The organism is Nonomuraea sp. NPDC049637 (assembly GCF_040675235.1).
Lineage (GTDB): Bacteria > Actinomycetota > Actinomycetes > Streptosporangiales > Streptosporangiaceae > Nonomuraea.
Genome location: NZ_JBFAOM010000053.1, coordinates 1 through 15272, shown reverse-complemented (window position 1 = coordinate 15272; position 15272 = coordinate 1). Strand labels below are relative to the sequence as shown.

Genomic DNA, 15272 nt, shown 5'->3' with positions numbered 1-15272 from the left:
CCGGAACGCCGGCACCAGCACTCCGACGGGGGACCGGAGCGCTTGCCTAAAGCGTACACCTACAACCCATGGGATGCGTCAAGACTTAGTCACGACCCGATCTCGCGTCGATGCAGCGGTATCTCGGTTTGGTTAGCCTCGGGGGACTGAAAGTCGGGCGGCGGCGCGCCCTCGCTGCGCTCATTGGCCCCGATTACGGCAATGTATGGCAAAAACACTGCCCCGGCGATGAACAGCAGCCGGTAGGGCCACGGCACCGGCACCACGACCGCCAGGATCAGGCAGATCGTCCGGATGCCCATCTTGATCAGGTAGGCGACCTCACGCTTGCGGATGTCGGCCGTCAGCGAGGGTCTGGCGTCGGTGACCTGGTGGACGTCCGGCTTCTTGCGCCACCCCTTCATACCTTCCACGGTAGACCTCGTACGGGCAGGGCGCGACGGCGCGGCCGGGCGATGAGGAGGGTCATGCGATCATGGCCTTCGAGTAAGGAGGATGGGGAGATGACGGATCGAACGTATCGGGTCACTGAGATAGTCGGCACGTCGGGGGAGAGCCTTGACCAGGCCATCCGCAACGGCCTCCAGCGGGCCTCGCAGACCCTGCGCCACCTGGACTGGTTCGAGGTCACCGAGATCCGCGGCCACCTCGACGGCGGCGAGATCGCGCACTACCAGGTGGGCATGAAGGTGGGCTTCCGCCTGGAGGACTCCTGACCGTCCCCGGACGGCCCGGGGCCGGCGCCCCGGCCCGCTGACAGCCGTCCCGGCCCCGGCCCGCCCTCCGGCCCGCTGGGAGCCTCACGGACGGCCGCCGGCACGACGACGCCCGCCGCCCCGCTCGATTCGCGGGACGGCGGGCGCGTACGGCCGGGATGGACGGCCGTGATGGACGGCCGTGATGCGGGCGAGGGTCAGCTCGCCTGGCTGACCGTCGACATGTTGAAGTCCGGCACCCGCACCGGCGGCATCACCGTGCGCTGGAAGTAGTCGTTCCACTCGCGGGGCAGCGTGCGCTCGGCCGCCCCCACCTCCGTGACGCGCCCCAGCAGGTCGACCGGGCTCTCGTTGAACCGGAAGTTGTTCACCTCGCCGACGACCTCGCCGTGCTCCACCAGGTAGACGCCGTCGCGGGTGAGGCCCGTGACCAGCAGCGTCTGCGGATCGACCGCCCGGATGTACCACAGGCAGGTGACGAGCAGCCCGCGCCGGGTGGAGGCGATCATCTCCTCCAGCGAACGGGCGCCCTCCGCCGGGCCGGACATGACCAGGTTGTCGATGCCGGGCGTCACCGGCAGCCCGCTCAGCTCGGCCGAGTAGCGGGTCTGGAGCAGCGACTCCAGCCGGCCGTCCCGGATCCAGTCGGTCGGGCCCAGCGGCAGGCCGTTGTCGAACACCGAGGCGTCGCGGCTGGAGGCGTGCGCGGTGACGAACGGCGCGCACGAGATGCCCGCGGCCCGTGGATCGCTGGACAGCGTGATCGGCAGCGTGGCGAGCTGCTCGCCCACCCGCGTGCCGCCGCCCGGCCCGGAGAACACCGAGCGGCCGTCGAGCGCGTCCCTGGCGCCCGCCGACCAGTACAGGTAGATCATCAGGTCGGCCACCGCGCTCGGCGGCAGCAGCGTCTCGTAGCGGCCCGCGGGCAGGTCGACCCGGTTCTTGGCCCACTCCAGGCGCTGGGCCAGCGAGGCGTCGAGCGCGGCCACGTCGACGTCGGCGAAGTCCTCGGTGAACACGCCGGTCCAGGCCGACCGCTTCAGGTCGCCGGACTTGGCGTTGAGCTCCAGGCGGCCGGTCGGCTGGTCGTGCCGCAGCCGCACGCCGGTGGAGGTGCCGAGGAAGGTCGAGGTGAGGGAGTGCTCGGCGAAGCCGTAGAGCTTCCTGTCGCCGGACTCGGCGGCCGAGAACGCCTCGCCCAGCGCGGGCGCGAACCGCTCGAACACCCCGATGTCGGTCGGCCGCACCTCGTCGTCCCAGCCGGGGGCGGCCGGGCCGCCCTCGACCAGCGGGCGGGCGTCCTCGGCCGGCCGGGCCTCGCGGGCCGCCCGGTCGGCCGCCGCGACCACGTCGGGCAGCTGGTCGGCGCGCACGGCCGAGCGCGAGACCACGCCCACGCCCTGCCCGGCCACCGAGATCACGGTCAGCCGGGACGACCGGGCCACGCCGTTGGTGGTCAGCGTGTTGCCCGCGAAGCGCAGGTTGGCCGTGGAGCCCTCGTCCACCAGCACCACGCAGCCGTCGTTCGCGGAGAGCTCCAGAGCCCTCTCCACCATCTCCTGCGGAGTAGTCACTTGCCGCCCTCCTGCACCGTGTTGAGCACGCGCACGCCCCTGAACAGCGCCGACGGGCATCCGTGGCTGACCGGCGCGACCTGCCCCGGCTGGCCCTTGCCGCAGTTGAAGGCGCCGCCCAGCACGTACGTGCCCGGCCCGCCGACGCCGTCCATCGACTGCCAGAAATCGGTCGTGGTGGCCTGGTAGGCGAAGTCTCTGACCTGCCCGGCCAGCTTCCCGTGCGAGATCCGGTACGCCCGTTGCCCGGTGAACTGGAAGTTGTAGCGCTGCATGTCGATCGACCAGCTCTTGTCGCCCACGATGTACAGGCCGCGCTCCACGCCCGCGATCAGCTCCTCGGTGGAGGGCCCGCCGGGCGCGGCGGCCAGCGACACGTTCGCCATGCGCTGGATCGGCATGTGGCCGGGGGAGTCGGCGAAGGCGCACCCGTTGGAGCGCCCGAACCCCTTCATCAGCGCCATCCGCCGGTCGAGCTGGTAGCCCACCAGCACGCCGTCCTTGACGATGTCGAAGCTCTGCCCGCGCACGCCCTCGTCGTCGTAGCCGACCGTGGCCAGGCCGTGGGTGACCGTGCGGTCGCCGGTGACGTTCATCAGCGGCGAGCCGTAGACCAGCTCGCCGAGCTGGTCGAAGGTGGCGAAGCTGGTGCCGGCGTAGGCGGCCTCGTAGCCCAGCGCGCGGTCGAGCTCGGTGGCGTGGCCGATCGACTCGTGGATCGTCAGCCACAGGTTGGACGGGTCGATCACCAGGTCGTAGTCGCCCGCCTCGACCGAGGGCGCGGCCAGCTTCTCGGCCAGCAGCTCGGGCAGCCGGCCCAGCTCGGCCGGCCAGTCCCAGCCCGTGCCGGTCAGGTACTCGTAGCCGCGGCCGACCGGCGGCGCGATGGTCGACATGTCGTCGAAGCCGCCCTCGTGCGCCTTCATCGCGTTGAGCGACGGATGCACCCGCACGCGCTGCTGCGTGGTCACGGTGCCCGCGGTGTCGGCGTAGAACTTCTGCTCCTTGACCTGCAGCAGCCGCGCCGAGACGTGGTCGGCGCCCTTGAGCAGCCCGGCCGACCAGTCGGCCAGCAGCCCCACCTTGTCGGCGGAGGGCACCTCGAACGGGTCGACGTCGTAGTCGGAGACCCACACCGCGTCGGCGTGCACCGGCTCGGGCGCCAGCTCGATGGGCTCCCGGTTGACCGGCGCGCTCACCTCGGCCACCCGCACCGCCTGCTCGGCCACGGCCGCGGCGGCCTGCGGGGTCAGGTGGATGCCGGCCGCGAACCCCCATGTGCCACCCTTGACGACACGGACCGCGTAACCGAGGTCGTCGGCGTCGAGCGCGCCTTCGAGGCGGGCGTCGTACAGGCGCAGCGTCTCGGCCCTGACGCGTTCGAGCCGGAAGTCGGCGTGCTCGGCGCCGAGGTCGCGGGCGCGTTGCAGGGCCGCGTCCGCGAGCTGCCGCAGCGGCAGTTCCAGGAAGTCGGGATCGATCTGGCGCATGTCCACGATCCTAACCCTGTGATCTTGTACCACCCGGACAAGCGGATACCCGCAAGTAAGAGATAGCGTCAGATGCCATGGCACGCTCTGTACTCGTCACCGGAGGCAATCGCGGCATCGGCCTCGCGATCGCCCGTGAACTCGCCGCGGCCGGCGACGCCGTCGCGGTCACCTACCGATCGGGGGAGCCGCCGGAGGGTCTGTTCGGCGTCCGCTGCGACGTCACCAGCACGGCCGAGGTCGAGGCCGCCTTCGACAAGGTCGAGGCCGAGCAGGGGCCGGTCGAGGTCCTCGTCTCCAACGCGGGCATCACCCAGGACACCCTGCTGGCGATGATGAAGGAGGAGACCTTCACCGACGTCATCGACGCCAACCTGACCGGGGCCTACCGCGTGGCCAAGCGCGCCATCAGGCCCATGATGAAGATGAAGCGCGGCCGCATCATCCTGATCTCCTCCGTGGTCGGCCTGTCCGGTCAGGCGGGCCAGGCCAACTACGCCGCCTCCAAGGCCGGCCTGGTCGGCTTCGCCCGCTCCCTGGCCCGCGAGTACGGCTCGCGCAACATCACCGTCAACGTGGTCGCGCCCGGCTTCGTGGCCACCGACATGACGGCCGGCCTCGACCAGGAGGCCATCGTCAAGAACATCCCGCTCGGGCGGCAGGCCGCCCCCGCGGAGATCGCGCGCGTCGTCCGCTTCCTGGCCGGCGACGACGCCTCGTACATCACCGGGGCCGTGATCCCGGTCGACGGCGGACTCGGAATGGGGCACTGACGTGGGAATTCTCGAAGGCAAGCGGATCCTCGTGACCGGCGTGCTCACCGACGCCTCCATCGCCTTCTCGGTGGCCAAGCTGGCCCAGGAGGAGGGCGCCACGGTGGTGCTCACCGGGTTCGGCCGGCTGAGCCTGGTCGAGCGCATCGCCAAGCGGCTGCCCCAGACCCCGCCGGTGCTGGAGCTCGACGTCCAGGACACCGACCAGCTCGACACGCTGGCCGCCCGCGTGGGCGAGCACGTCGACGGGCTCGACGGCGTCGTGCACTCCATCGGGTTCGCGCCGCAGAGCGCCCTCGGCGGCAACTTCCTCAACACGCCGTGGGAGGACGTCGCCACCGCCCTGCAGGTCTCCACGTACTCGTTCAAGTCGCTGGCCGTGGCCTGCCTGCCGCTGATGAAGGAGGGCGGCGCGGTCGTCGGCCTCGACTTCGACGCCTCCAAGGCCTGGCCGGTCTACGACTGGATGGGCGTGGCCAAGGCCGGCCTCGAGTCGTGCAGCCGCTACCTCGCCCGCGACCTGGGCAAGCACAACATCCGGGTCAACCTGGTCTCGGCGGGGCCGCTGCGCACGATGGCCGCCAAGTCGATCCCGGGCTTCAAGGAGTTCGAGGAGAGCTGGCCGGAGCGCTCGCCGCTGGGCTGGGACCTCACCGACACCGTCCCGGCCGCCAAGGCGTGCGTGGCGCTCATGTCCGACTGGTTCCCCGCCACCACCGGCGAGATCGTGCACGTCGACGGCGGCGCGCACGCCATCGGCGGCTGAGCGCGCCTCACGCCAGGCGGTGCCTGCCGCTGCCCGCCGGGGCCGGCTCGAACGGGATCGACTCGCTCGGCTCGGCCCGGTGCCGCCGCTGCTGCACGATCCGGGTGGCCAGCACCGCCGACCCCAGCAGCACGATCGTCAGCACGGTGCCCAGCACGTCGTGAGCCGGCGGGCTGGGCCGCACCACCCGCTGGTCGCGCAGCGGCACGGCCAGCTCGCGCCCGAACGGGTTGGGCCACAGCAGCTCCACCCGCGAGTCGTCGGGATCGGCGGTCGGCTCCTCGGCGGTGACCGGCCGCTCGTCGTCCAGCGTGTACGGGGTGGGCCGCGGCTGCGCGGAGGGCGGCGTGGGCGGCCGGGTCGGCAGCGGCGCGGTGGCCTCGTCGGTCTCGCGCTCGCGCGGCCGGTCGCCCCGGCGGTGCCCGGCCTCGGTCTCGGGCCCGGTGTCGGTCTCGATCCCGGTCGAGGCCGTCGGGGTGGATCGGGGTGTCAGCGACCGGAGCACGCCCTGGTCGCCGCAGGCCAGCACCGGCAGGCACACGTCCTTCAGCGTCTCGGGCACCAGGTCGGGGCGGCTGGGGCTGGGGGAGGGGCGGTCCGATCGGGACGGTTTACCGGGCCTGCCGGTCGGCACGGCGTCGCCGACGGTGCCGAGCACCTCGCCGGTGGTCTTGTCGACGCCCTTGGTCACCGGGTCGGCCTTGCCGCCGGTCACGTCGTCGACCGTGCCCGTGAGCGCGCCGACGACGTCGCACAGCGTGTCGGTGACCCCCGAGAGCAGGCCCCCCTCGCCCGGGCAGCCCTGGACGGCGGCGGAAGCGGCCGGCGCCCCCACCGGGATCGCCCCCAGCGCCACCGCGAGCACTCCGGCCGAGATCGCGGTCCTGCTCCCCATCCGTCCCCTCCTGTATCGCTTCAGGAGGAAATCCTTATGGACAAGGCCCGTCAGACGCAGGCTTTTTCCCGGTAAAGTTGCGATTCGGTATCGACTAGTGATACGCGAGTTGCACTCTCGTTCGTCGTCAGTCGAGCGAGGACACGTCATCGAGCGCCTCCCGGATCTCGATCGGGAGCACGACGTCCTCGGCCGACAGTATCCCTTTGAGCTGCGTGTGGGTGCGGGCGCCGACGATCGCCGAGGCCACCCCCGGCTGGTCGCGCACCCACGACAGCGCCACCGCCAGCGGCGAGACGCCGAGCCCGTCGGCGGCGGTGGTGACCGACTCGACCACGCTGCGGCCGCGCTCGTCGAGATAGGGCCGGACGAAGTCGGCGAAGTGCGGCGTCGCGGCGCGGGAGTCGGCCGGGATGCCGGTGCGGTACTTGCCGGTCAGCACCCCCCGGCCGAGCGGCGACCAGGCCAGCACGCCGACGTCGAGGTGGGCGGCGGCGGGCAGCAGCTCGCGCTCGGGCTCGCGGGCCAGCAACGAGTACTCGACCTGGGCCGAGGTGATCGGGATGCGGCCGGGGACCGACTTCTGGGTGACCGCGGCGGCGGCGAGCTGCCAGCCCGCGTAGTCGCACACGCCGGCGTAGACGGCCCGGCCGGAGGAGACGATCGCGTCGAGGGCGGCCAGGGTCTCCTCCAGCGGCACCTCGGCGTCGTAGGTGTGCAGCTGCCACAGGTCGACGTAGTCGAGGCCGAGCCGGTTGAGCGACTCGTCGACGGCGGCGATCAGGTGGCGCCTGGAGGCGTCGCGCGGCCGGCGGCCGGTCGGGGTGACCACGGCCTTGGTGGAGATCACCAGTTCCGAGCGCGGCACGGAGTCGCGCAGCATGCGGCCGAGCAGCCGCTCGGAGTCGCCGCCGGTGTAGACGTCGGCGGTGTCGACGAGGGTGCCGCCCGCGTCGAGGAACGAACGGAGCTGGGCGGCCGCCTCCTCCGGGTCGGTGTCACGGCCCCAGGTCATCGTGCCGAGCCCCAGCCGGGACACCGACAGGCCGCTGCGGCCGACATAGCGCTGCTCCATGATCCCGCCAGGTTACCAAGAACGGGCCCGCCCGCCAGTCCGCCGCTCCAATGTCCTGCCTGGTGAGGAGCGTGGCGGCGGGTGGATGCGAAGTTTTCTCGCAGGTGCGTGAAACATGGTGATCCGCGCCTGCGACACTTGCTGGTGTGACCACCCTTCTGCTGGCCCGCCACGGGCTGACCGACCTCACCGGGCCGGTGCTGGCCGGGCGCACCCCGGGGGTGCACCTGAGCGAGGCCGGGCGGGCGCAGGCCGAGGCGCTGGCCGGCCGCATCGCCGGGGTCCGGCTCGACGCCGTCGTCTCCAGCCCGCTCGAACGCTGCCGGGAGACCGCCGAGGCCGTCGCCAAGGGCCGCGGGGCGGACGTGCTCGTCGACGAGCGGCTGATCGAGTGCGGCTACGGCACCTGGACGGGCCGCCCGCTCAAGGAGCTCGCGCAGGAGCCGCTCTGGCAGACCGTGCAGGCGCATCCCAGTGCGGTGACATTTCCGGAAGGGGAGTCGCTGGCCGATATGCAACATCGGGCGGTCGCCGCGGTCCGGGAGTGGAATCGACGCCTCGGGTTGAAGGGTGTCTACCTGGCGTGCACCCACGGAGACGTCATCAAGGCAATCGTGGCGGACGCTCTGGGGCTGCACCTCGATCATTTTCAGCGGATAACAGCCGATCCTGCGGCCCTCACCGTGATTCGCTATGCCCCCTTGCGTCCCTTTGTTCTCAGGATTAACGATATGGGGGAATTGCGGTTGCCCGAGGATTCGGAGGAGAAAGACGGGGGAGAAAACATCACCGGGAGCGATGCCGCCGTCGGCGGTGGACCCGGGACCACGTAAGGTCAGGCTATGCCGGTCTTCGACTACGACCCACCGGAGAGGTTCGTCGCCGGCGCCCTGGGGCAGCCGGGCGCGCGGGTCTTTTTTCTGCAGGCCAGGGCCGAGGGCAGACTGACCACCGTGGCGCTGGAGAAGCTGCAGGTGGCTGCGCTCGCGGGCAGGCTCGACGAGCTGCTCGACGAGGTTCTGCGGCTGAGCGGGGGCACCGCGCACGTGCCCGCGCTGGCTCCGGCCGACCTGGCCGACGACGCCCCCCTCGACGTGCCGGTCGCGGAGGACTTCCGAGTCGGCACCATGGCGCTGGCCTGGGACGACGACAAGTCCCAGGTGGTGATCGAGGCCCAGGAGGTCATCGACGAGGAGGACCTCGACGGCCCCGACCCCGCCGTGCTGCGGGTGCGGATCAGCGCCGGCGCCGCACGGGCCTTCACCCGCAGGGCGCTCCAGATCGTGGCGGCGGGCCGGCCTCCCTGTCCCCTGTGCGGGCAGCCGCTCGACGCCGAAGGCCATGTCTGCGTCCGACTCAACGGCTACCGCGGGGGTGAGGCGGCTTCATGACCGCTCCTGAGAGCGAACCGGCCGTCAAGCCACCACAGGGGCCGATCATGCAGGAGGAGGAGGCGCTCACGCTGCTGCGCGACGGGCGCCTGGAGGTGGCCGGCCGCCTGGTCGAGGCCACCAACATGACCCTCTACTGCTCGATCAAGCTGGGCGGCCGCAGCGCCGCCTGCGTCTACAAGCCCGTGCGCGGCGAGCGCCCCCTGTGGGACTTCCCCGACGGCACCCTCGCCGCCCGCGAGGTGGCCGCCTACGAGGTCTCCCAGGCGACCGGCTGGCGCATCGTGCCGCCGACCGTCTACCGCGAGGGCCCGTTCGGGCCCGGCATGTGCCAGCTGTGGATCGACACCGAGCGCGAGATCGACCTGATGCGGCTGGTCAAGAGCCGCAACCCGGTGGTGCGCCGGATGGCGGTGTTCGACGCGGTGGTCAACAACGCCGACCGCAAGGGCGGTCACCTGCTGCCGCTGCCCACCGGGCACGTCTACGGCGTCGACCACGGCGTCTGCTTCTCGGTCGAGGACAAACTGCGTACCGTGCTGTGGCAGTGGCGGGGCAAGCCGCTGGCGCGGGAGGCGGTGGCGGTGCTGGCCAAGCTGGAGCGCGATCTGGAGTCGGGCTCGCTGGGGCGGCGGCTGCGCGAGCTGCTCACGCTGGCCGAGGTGGAGGCCACCTGGCGGCGGGTCAGGCGGCTGCTGGACACCGGCGTGCATCCGTACCCGTCGGAAGGGTGGCCGGCCGTTCCCTGGCCCCCCATCTGAGAACTGGCGCGGGTTTTATACCCTTTGCCGCATGTGCACGCTGATCGTGAGAACCGGGGAGCCGCTGACCCTCATGGGCGTGCGGGACGAGCTCACCGACCGCCCCTGGGAGGCGCCCGGGGAGCACTGGCCCGAGCATCCCGGGGTGATCGGCGGCCGTGACCTCAAGGGCGGCGGCACCTGGATGGCCGTCTCCCCGTCCGCCTGCCGCGCCGCCGCCCTCCTCAACGGCCACGGCAGGCAGGCCCCCGAGACCACCCGGGTCTCCCGCGGCGACCTGGCCCTGCTCGCGGTCTCCACGGGCGGCGTCCCGGACGTCGACCTGACCCGCTACGACCCCTTCCACCTCGTGCTCGCCGACCTGTCCCAGGTGCGGCTGTTCAGCTGGGACGGCGACCGCCTCACCGCCTCCGCCCTGCCCGAGGGCACCAGCATGGTCGTCAACACCGGCCTCGACCCGGACGCCGGCCGCGTACGGGCCCACCTGCCGCGCTTCGCGAGCGCGCCCGACTGGGCCGAGCTGATCACCGGCGCGCACTCCGACCGGCCGGACGCCCTCCTGGTGCGCAACACGCTGCCCGACGGCCGCGTCTACGCCTCGCTGTCGGTGATGCGGGTCACCCTGGGCCAGGACGACACCGCCTACGAGTTCACGGACCTTACGGCACGGATAGGCTCAAAGGCATGAGATCGTGGTCTGCCCAGAACATCCCCAAGCTCCCAGGTGAGAGCATTCCGCTGCGTCTCTACGACACGACGACGAGGCAGGTGCGGCAGACCGATCCCGGCCCCACCGCCCGGATGTACGTCTGCGGCATCACCCCCTACGACGCCACCCACCTCGGCCACGCCAACACCTACCACGCCTTCGACCTGGTGGGCCGGATGTGGCGGGACGCCGGGCACGAGGTCCACTACACCCAGAACGCCACCGACGTGGACGACCCGCTGCTGGAGCGGGCCGCCCAGACCGGCATCGACTGGCAGGAACTGGCCGAGCGCGAGATCGAGCTGTTCCGCACCGACATGGAGGCCCTGCGCATCCTGCCGCCGCGCGAGTACGTCGGCGTCACCGAGGTCGTGGGCCACGTCGCCGACCTGATCACCGAGCTGGCCGCCAAGGGCTGCACCTACGACCTCGACGGCGACGTCTACTTCAAGGTGGCCGACGCCCCCAAGTTCGGCCAGGTGTCCGGCTACGACGAGGCCGAGATGCTGGCCCTGTCCGCCGAGCGCGGCGGCGACCCCGACCGGCCGGGCAAGCGGCACCCACTCGACTGGCTGCTGTGGCGGGCCGAGCGGCCCGGCGAGCCGGCCTGGGAGAGCAGCCTGGGCCGGGGGCGTCCCGGCTGGCACATCGAGTGCACCGCGATCGCGCTGCGCAACCTGGGCCCCGGCTACGACGTGGCGGGCGGCGGCTCCGACCTGATCTTCCCGCACCACGAGTGCGGCGCCTCCGAGGGGCACGCGGCCACGGGGGAGTGGCCGTTCGCCAAGTTCTACACGCACGCGGGCATGGTGGCGCTCGACGGCGAGAAGATGTCGAAGTCCAGGGGCAACCTGGTGTTCGTCAGCCGGCTGCGGCAGCAGCACGACCCGATGGCCGTGCGGCTCGTCCTGCTGGCCCACCACTACCGGGAGGACTGGGAGTACACGCCCGGCCAGCTCGCCGCCGCCGAGCGCCGGCTCGCGCTGTGGCGCTCGGCCGTCGCCCTGCAGGGCGCGCCGCGCGCGGAGGAACTGCTGGCCACGGTCCGCGAGCGGATGGCCGACGACCTCGACTCGCCGGGCGCGCTGGCCGCGATCGACGCCTGGGCCGAGCGGGCGCTGGCCGAGGGCGGGCCGCAGCAGCCCGGCCTGGTCAAGGACCTGACCGACGCCCTGCTCGGCATCGCCCTCTGACGAACCGCCTTCCGCACGACCGCCTTCCGCACGACCGCCTTCCGTACGACCGCCTTCCGTACGACCGCCTTCCGTACGACCGCCTTCCGTACGACCGCCTTCCGTACGACCGCCGCCCGCTCACGCCGGGCCGCGCGCACCGGCAGGGCACGGTCGTGGGCCGGGGCTTTCGCGCCCGGCCCACGACCTCCCGTGGAGTCGCCGATCCCTCGGCGTTCTCCGTCACACACGCAGCTCCTCGAACCTGTCGTTCGCGGCGAGCTCCGCGGTGAACCACTCGATCGTGCGCCGCAGCCCCTCCTTGGCGGGCACCTCCGCCCGCCAGCCCAGCCGCTCGGCGGCCAGGGTGGTGTCGGGCCGGCGCACCTTCGGATCGTCGGCGGGGCGGTCGATGAACTCGATCTCCGAGGCCGAACCGGTCAGGTCGCGGATGAGGCCGGCCAGCTCCAGCATGGTCAGCTCGTCCGGGTTGCCGATGTTGACCGGGCCGGTGAAGTCGCTGCGGGCCATGGCCAGGATGCCCGAGACGGTGTCGTCCACGTAGCAGATCGACCTGGTCTGGGAGCCGTCGCCGGTGATGGTCAGCGGCTCGCCCTTCAGCGACTGGCGGATGAACGTCGGGATCGCCCGGCCGTCGAACGGGCGCATGCGCGGGCCGTAGGTGTTGAAGATGCGCACGATCCCGGTGTCGGTGCCGCGCGAGTGCCGGTAGGCGGTGGTCAGCGACTCGGCGAAGCGTTTGGCCTCGTCGTACACGCTGCGCGGGCCGACCGGGTTGACGTTCCCCCAGTACGTCTCCTTCTGCGGGTGCTCCAGCGGGTCGCCGTACACCTCGCTGGTGGACGCCAGGACGAACCGGGCGCCCTTCTCCCTGGCCAGCCCGAGCGCGTGCAGGGTGCCCACGCTGCCCACCCGCAACGTCTCGATCGGGTAGCGCAGGTAGTCGGCCGGCGAGGCGGCCGAGGCGAAGTGCAGCACCAGGTCCACCCGGCCCGGGACGTGCACGTACCCGGTCAGGTCGCTCTCGATGAGCCGGAAGGCCGGGTTGTCCAGCAGGTGCTCGACGTTGCGCGGGCCGCCGGTCAGGAAACTGTCCATGCAGATGACCTCGGCGCCCTCCTCCAGCAGGCGTTCGCACAGGTAGGAACCGAGGAAGCCGGCTCCGCCGGTGACCAGAGCCCTCATGACGTGACCTCCAGAGCTGCGTCGACCACTTCCGACACCTCGATCCTGAGCAGGCCGGGATCGGGGCGCAGGCCGTGCGGGTCGCCCTTGCGACCGGCCCACAGGGCCACGTGCCGCCAGCCGGGCGGCGGCCCCCACTCCGACGGCGGCACCGGGCCGAACAGCACCACCGACGGCACGCAGAACGCCGTCGCCAGGTGCGCGACCCCGGTGTCGCCGCAGACCACCAGCCGGGCCCGGCTGACCAGGTCGATCAGGTCGGCCAGCCGGGTACGGCCGGCCAGCATGCGCTCCGGCGGCAGCCCGGCCAGCTCGGCGACCTTGCTGGCGATCGGCACCTCTTCGGCGTTGCCGGTGACGACCACGTCGTCCAGCGCCGCCGCGACCTCGGCGAACCGCTCGGGCGGCCAGCGCCGCGCCGGGTAGGCGGCCCCCGGATGCACGATCACCGGGCCCGTCCGGTCGGAGATGCCGAGCGTCAGGTCCTCCGGGTCGGCGGGGATGCCGTGCCACTCCAGCAGGCCGCACCAGCGCCGCACCTCGTGCACGCCGTCCTGCCACGGCGGGCCGACGCCGAAGCTGATCAGCCGCCCCGGGTCGGTGGCCCGCAGCGCCTCGATGCTCTGCGGCCCCTTGCCGTGCAGGTTGACCGCGATGTCGGGCCGCCGGAACGGCACCGGGCCCGGCCCGGACACGTCCACCTGGGCGTCCACCGCGCCGATCAGCGGCAGCAGGGCCTCCAGGGACTTCGGCGCGGCCAGCGTGATCCGGTGCCCGGGAAACGACTGCCGCAGCGCCCGCAGCGCGGGGACGGCCGTGAGCAGGTCGCCCAGGCCGAGCCCGCGCAACGCCAGCAGTTCTAGGGCCATGACGTCTCCGTGGAGGGGCAGACGACCAGCTCTCTGACCTCGCACCCGGCCGGCTGCCGGAGCGCGAACACGACGGTCTGGGCGACGTGGGCCGGGTCGTTCAGCCCCGCCTCCGGGCCCGGCTTGTACTGCTCGGGACGCCCGTCGAAGAAGCTCGTCCGCATGCCGCCCGGGATCAGCAGGGTCACCCCCACCTCGCCGCGCAGCTCGACCGCCAGCCCCCTGGTGAAGCCGACGACGCCGAACTTCGAGGCCGAGTACGCCGAGGCGTCGCTCAGCGGGCGCAGCCCGAGCGTCGAGGCGCAGGTCACCACCTTGCCGCGGGTGCGCTTCAGGTACGGCAGCGCCGCCCGGACGACGGCGGCCGTGCCGAGCAGGTTGACCTGGATCACCCGCTCCCAGTCGTCGGCGGGCACGTCCTCCAGGCGTCCGCAGGCGTCGATGCCGGCCGCGGTCACCACGCCGTCCAGGCCGCCGGCCCGCTCGGCGAGCTCGTGCACGGCCCGTTCGGCCTGCCCGCGGTCGGCCAGGTCGGCCGTGACGTGGTCGAAGCGCTGGTCCGGCTCGCGCACGTCCACGACGAGCGCCCGCCAGCCCTCCTTCTCGACCGCTTCGGCGGTGGCCAGGCCGAGACCGGAGGCGCCCCCGGTGATCAAAATATTCACTGGATCTCCCTGATCAGATTGCTGGTCGAACGTCCCGGCAGCGTGCTGAGCGCGACGAACTCGGCGCCGAGCCGCTCCAGGACCTCTGACTCGGGCAGGACTTCCCCCTCGTAGTCCCCGCCCTTCACCCACACGTCGGGCCGCAGCAGCTCGATGGACTCGGCCGGGGTGTCCTCCTCGAACACCAGGACCGCGTCCACGCAGCTCAGCGCCCGCAGCACCTCGACCCGGTCACGCGCGTCGACGACGGGCCTGGACGGCCCCTTCAGCCTGCGCACCGAGTCGTCGGAGTTGACGCAGACGACGAGAGCGTCGCCCAGCGCCCTGGCCCGCCGCAGGAGGCTCACGTGCCCCGCGTGCAACAGGTCGAAACAGCCGCCGGTGGCGATCAGCCGGCCGCCCTGCGCGCGGGTGAGCCTGGCCACCTCCAGCGCGGTGCGCGGCCGGTCGCCGAGCCGCTGTTCCTGGGTCCTGACGGTGGCGGCCCCGCCGCGCTCGACGAAGCGCGAGGCCTCGCCGACGCCGATGGTGACCGCCTCCTCGACGTCCGCGCCGTCCCGCAGCGCGAGCGCCGCGGCGCCGGCGAGCCGGTCGCCCGCGCCGCACGCGTCCTGCCCGGCCGCCGTCACCGGCGGCGGCACCCGCGTCAGCGGGCCGCCCTGGACGGCCAGCGTGGCGCCGTTGCCGCCGGTGGTGACCGCCACGGCTGCCGCGCGCAGCTCCCGCACCAGGCGGCGGGCCGCGTGGTCGGGGCCGCGGTAACCGTCCGGGCACAACATCCGGGCCTCCGCCTCGCTCGGCGTCACCAGCGTGCAGCCCGGCATGGGCGGCCCGCCTCGGGGGTGCGGGTCCCACACGACCGGTACGCGGGCCCCGCGCAGCAACTCCCGGGCCAGGCCGGCCACGCCCCTGCCGTAGTCGGAGACCAGCACGGCGCCGGCGCGGGCCAGCACGGCCGTGATCTCCTCGGGGATCTCGCCGGGCGGGTCGGACCGGGCGACGCCGTCGCCGCTGTCGAGCCGGAGCATGGTCTGGCCCCTCGACCTGACCCTGGTCTTGCGCACGGTCCCGCCGTTCAGCGGCAGGCGTACCAGCTCGACCTCCTCCGACAGCAGCGCGCACAGGCGGTGACCGTCGGTGTCGTCGCCGATCGCGGTGATCAGCACCACCTCCGCGCCGTCCCGCGCGGCCAGCAGCGCGGCCAGCCCGG

General features: G+C 72.6%; 17 protein-coding genes. 8 read left to right on the top strand and 9 right to left on the bottom strand.

The window, feature by feature from the left end; genetic code table 11:
- Positions 1–89: 89 nt before the first annotated feature.
- On the bottom strand, positions 90–404 hold the full coding sequence (locus AB0J71_RS42700) for a DUF3099 domain-containing protein (RefSeq protein ID WP_352331545.1): 315 nt from the start codon (positions 402–404) through the stop codon (positions 90–92).
- Positions 405–503: 99 nt separating this feature from the next.
- On the opposite strand from AB0J71_RS42700, the gene AB0J71_RS42695 reads away from it, so the two are divergent.
- Positions 504–716: a dodecin gene (locus tag AB0J71_RS42695; protein ID WP_125642491.1), complete on the top strand. Its 213-nt coding sequence runs from the start codon at positions 504–506 to the stop codon at positions 714–716.
- Between the two features lie 197 nt (positions 717–913).
- Here AB0J71_RS42695 and AB0J71_RS42690 read toward each other — a convergent pair whose 3' ends face one another.
- Positions 914–2272, bottom strand: a complete 1359-nt coding sequence (locus AB0J71_RS42690) for a metallopeptidase TldD-related protein (protein WP_352327884.1) — start codon at positions 2270–2272, stop codon at positions 914–916.
- A 14-nt stretch (positions 2273–2286) separates the two neighbouring features.
- Complete coding sequence (locus AB0J71_RS42685) at positions 2287–3780, bottom strand: TldD/PmbA family protein (RefSeq protein ID WP_352327883.1); 1494 nt, start codon at positions 3778–3780, stop codon at positions 2287–2289.
- A gap of 77 nt (positions 3781–3857) precedes the next feature.
- On the opposite strand from AB0J71_RS42685, the gene AB0J71_RS42680 reads away from it, so the two are divergent.
- Together AB0J71_RS42680 and fabI are read left to right on the top strand one after the other, a co-directional pair.
- A complete protein-coding gene (locus AB0J71_RS42680; protein ID WP_352327882.1) occupies positions 3858–4553 on the top strand; it encodes a beta-ketoacyl-ACP reductase in 696 nt (231 codons plus the stop codon).
- 1 nt (position 4554) lies between these two features.
- Complete coding sequence (gene fabI, locus AB0J71_RS42675; protein ID WP_352327881.1) at positions 4555–5319, top strand: enoyl-ACP reductase FabI; 765 nt, start codon at positions 4555–4557, stop codon at positions 5317–5319.
- 7 nt (positions 5320–5326) lie between these two features.
- Here the strand turns inward: fabI and AB0J71_RS42670 are convergent, their stop codons facing one another.
- Both AB0J71_RS42670 and AB0J71_RS42665 read right to left on the bottom strand, forming a co-directional pair.
- Positions 5327–6214 carry a hypothetical protein gene (locus tag AB0J71_RS42670; protein ID WP_364419846.1) on the bottom strand — a complete coding sequence of 296 codons (888 nt, stop codon included), beginning with the start codon at positions 6212–6214 and terminating at the stop codon, positions 5327–5329.
- Between the two features lie 127 nt (positions 6215–6341).
- Positions 6342–7289, bottom strand: coding sequence for an aldo/keto reductase (locus tag AB0J71_RS42665; RefSeq protein ID WP_352327879.1), 948 nt, complete (start codon positions 7287–7289; stop codon positions 6342–6344).
- A gap of 146 nt (positions 7290–7435) precedes the next feature.
- On the opposite strand from AB0J71_RS42665, the gene AB0J71_RS42660 reads away from it, so the two are divergent.
- Genes AB0J71_RS42660 through mshC form a run of 5 tightly spaced genes read left to right on the top strand, consistent with a single transcriptional unit; the run spans position 7436 to position 11343 of the window.
- Positions 7436–8122, top strand: coding sequence for a histidine phosphatase family protein (locus AB0J71_RS42660; protein WP_352327878.1), 687 nt, complete (start codon positions 7436–7438; stop codon positions 8120–8122).
- Between the two features lie 9 nt (positions 8123–8131).
- Positions 8132–8680 (top strand): DUF3090 domain-containing protein, encoded by a 549-nt coding sequence (locus AB0J71_RS42655; protein ID WP_352363409.1) that lies wholly within the window; start codon positions 8132–8134, stop codon positions 8678–8680.
- Positions 8677–9441, top strand: coding sequence for an SCO1664 family protein (locus tag AB0J71_RS42650; RefSeq protein WP_352327876.1), 765 nt, complete (start codon positions 8677–8679; stop codon positions 9439–9441). Before AB0J71_RS42655 ends, AB0J71_RS42650 begins: the two co-directional genes overlap by 4 nt.
- A 31-nt stretch (positions 9442–9472) precedes the next feature.
- Positions 9473–10129 carry an NRDE family protein gene (locus AB0J71_RS42645; protein WP_352327875.1) on the top strand — a complete coding sequence of 219 codons (657 nt, stop codon included), beginning with the start codon at positions 9473–9475 and terminating at the stop codon, positions 10127–10129.
- On the top strand, positions 10126–11343 hold the full coding sequence (mshC, locus tag AB0J71_RS42640) for a cysteine--1-D-myo-inosityl 2-amino-2-deoxy-alpha-D-glucopyranoside ligase (protein WP_364392907.1): 1218 nt from the start codon (positions 10126–10128) through the stop codon (positions 11341–11343). Before AB0J71_RS42645 ends, mshC begins: the two co-directional genes overlap by 4 nt.
- Positions 11344–11565: 222 nt before the next feature.
- On the opposite strand, the gene AB0J71_RS42635 is transcribed toward mshC, so the two are convergent.
- The 4 genes from AB0J71_RS42635 to AB0J71_RS42620 all read right to left on the bottom strand — a co-directional run.
- Positions 11566–12528: a UDP-glucuronic acid decarboxylase family protein gene (locus AB0J71_RS42635; RefSeq protein ID WP_364392904.1), complete on the bottom strand. Its 963-nt coding sequence runs from the start codon at positions 12526–12528 to the stop codon at positions 11566–11568.
- The gene (locus AB0J71_RS42630; RefSeq protein ID WP_364419844.1) at positions 12525–13397 is read right to left on the bottom strand and encodes a glycosyltransferase family 9 protein; all 873 of its coding nucleotides are present in this window, start codon (positions 13395–13397) and stop codon (positions 12525–12527) included. Before AB0J71_RS42630 ends, AB0J71_RS42635 begins: the two co-directional genes overlap by 4 nt.
- Positions 13388–14062, bottom strand: coding sequence for an SDR family oxidoreductase (locus AB0J71_RS42625; protein WP_352325665.1), 675 nt, complete (start codon positions 14060–14062; stop codon positions 13388–13390). The genes AB0J71_RS42630 and AB0J71_RS42625 overlap by 10 nt, the downstream gene beginning before the upstream one ends.
- The coding region (locus AB0J71_RS42620) for a PfkB family carbohydrate kinase (RefSeq protein ID WP_364419842.1) at positions 14059–15272 on the bottom strand (1214 nt) is incomplete at its 5' end. The genes AB0J71_RS42625 and AB0J71_RS42620, both read right to left, overlap by 4 nt.

Coding starts and splice junctions, on each gene's coding strand:
- AB0J71_RS42665 (WP_352327879.1), bottom strand. CDS start 7,289: ATGGAGCAGCGCTATGTCGGCCGCAGCGGCCTGTCGGTGTCCCGGCTG.
- AB0J71_RS42645 (WP_352327875.1), top strand. CDS start 9,473: ATGTGCACGCTGATCGTGAGAACCGGGGAGCCGCTGACCCTCATGGGC.
- AB0J71_RS42695 (WP_125642491.1), top strand. CDS start 504: ATGACGGATCGAACGTATCGGGTCACTGAGATAGTCGGCACGTCGGGG.
- AB0J71_RS42635 (WP_364392904.1), bottom strand. CDS start 12,528: ATGAGGGCTCTGGTCACCGGCGGAGCCGGCTTCCTCGGTTCCTACCTG.
- AB0J71_RS42670 (WP_364419846.1), bottom strand. CDS start 6,214: ATGGGGAGCAGGACCGCGATCTCGGCCGGAGTGCTCGCGGTGGCGCTG.
- AB0J71_RS42650 (WP_352327876.1), top strand. CDS start 8,677: ATGACCGCTCCTGAGAGCGAACCGGCCGTCAAGCCACCACAGGGGCCG.
- AB0J71_RS42690 (WP_352327884.1), bottom strand. CDS start 2,272: ATGGTGGAGAGGGCTCTGGAGCTCTCCGCGAACGACGGCTGCGTGGTG.
- AB0J71_RS42685 (WP_352327883.1), bottom strand. CDS start 3,780: ATGCGCCAGATCGATCCCGACTTCCTGGAACTGCCGCTGCGGCAGCTC.
- AB0J71_RS42680 (WP_352327882.1), top strand. CDS start 3,858: ATGGCACGCTCTGTACTCGTCACCGGAGGCAATCGCGGCATCGGCCTC.
- mshC (WP_364392907.1), top strand. CDS start 10,126: ATGAGATCGTGGTCTGCCCAGAACATCCCCAAGCTCCCAGGTGAGAGC.
- AB0J71_RS42655 (WP_352363409.1), top strand. CDS start 8,132: ATGCCGGTCTTCGACTACGACCCACCGGAGAGGTTCGTCGCCGGCGCC.
- AB0J71_RS42630 (WP_364419844.1), bottom strand. CDS start 13,397: ATGGCCCTAGAACTGCTGGCGTTGCGCGGGCTCGGCCTGGGCGACCTG.
- AB0J71_RS42700 (WP_352331545.1), bottom strand. CDS start 404: ATGAAGGGGTGGCGCAAGAAGCCGGACGTCCACCAGGTCACCGACGCC.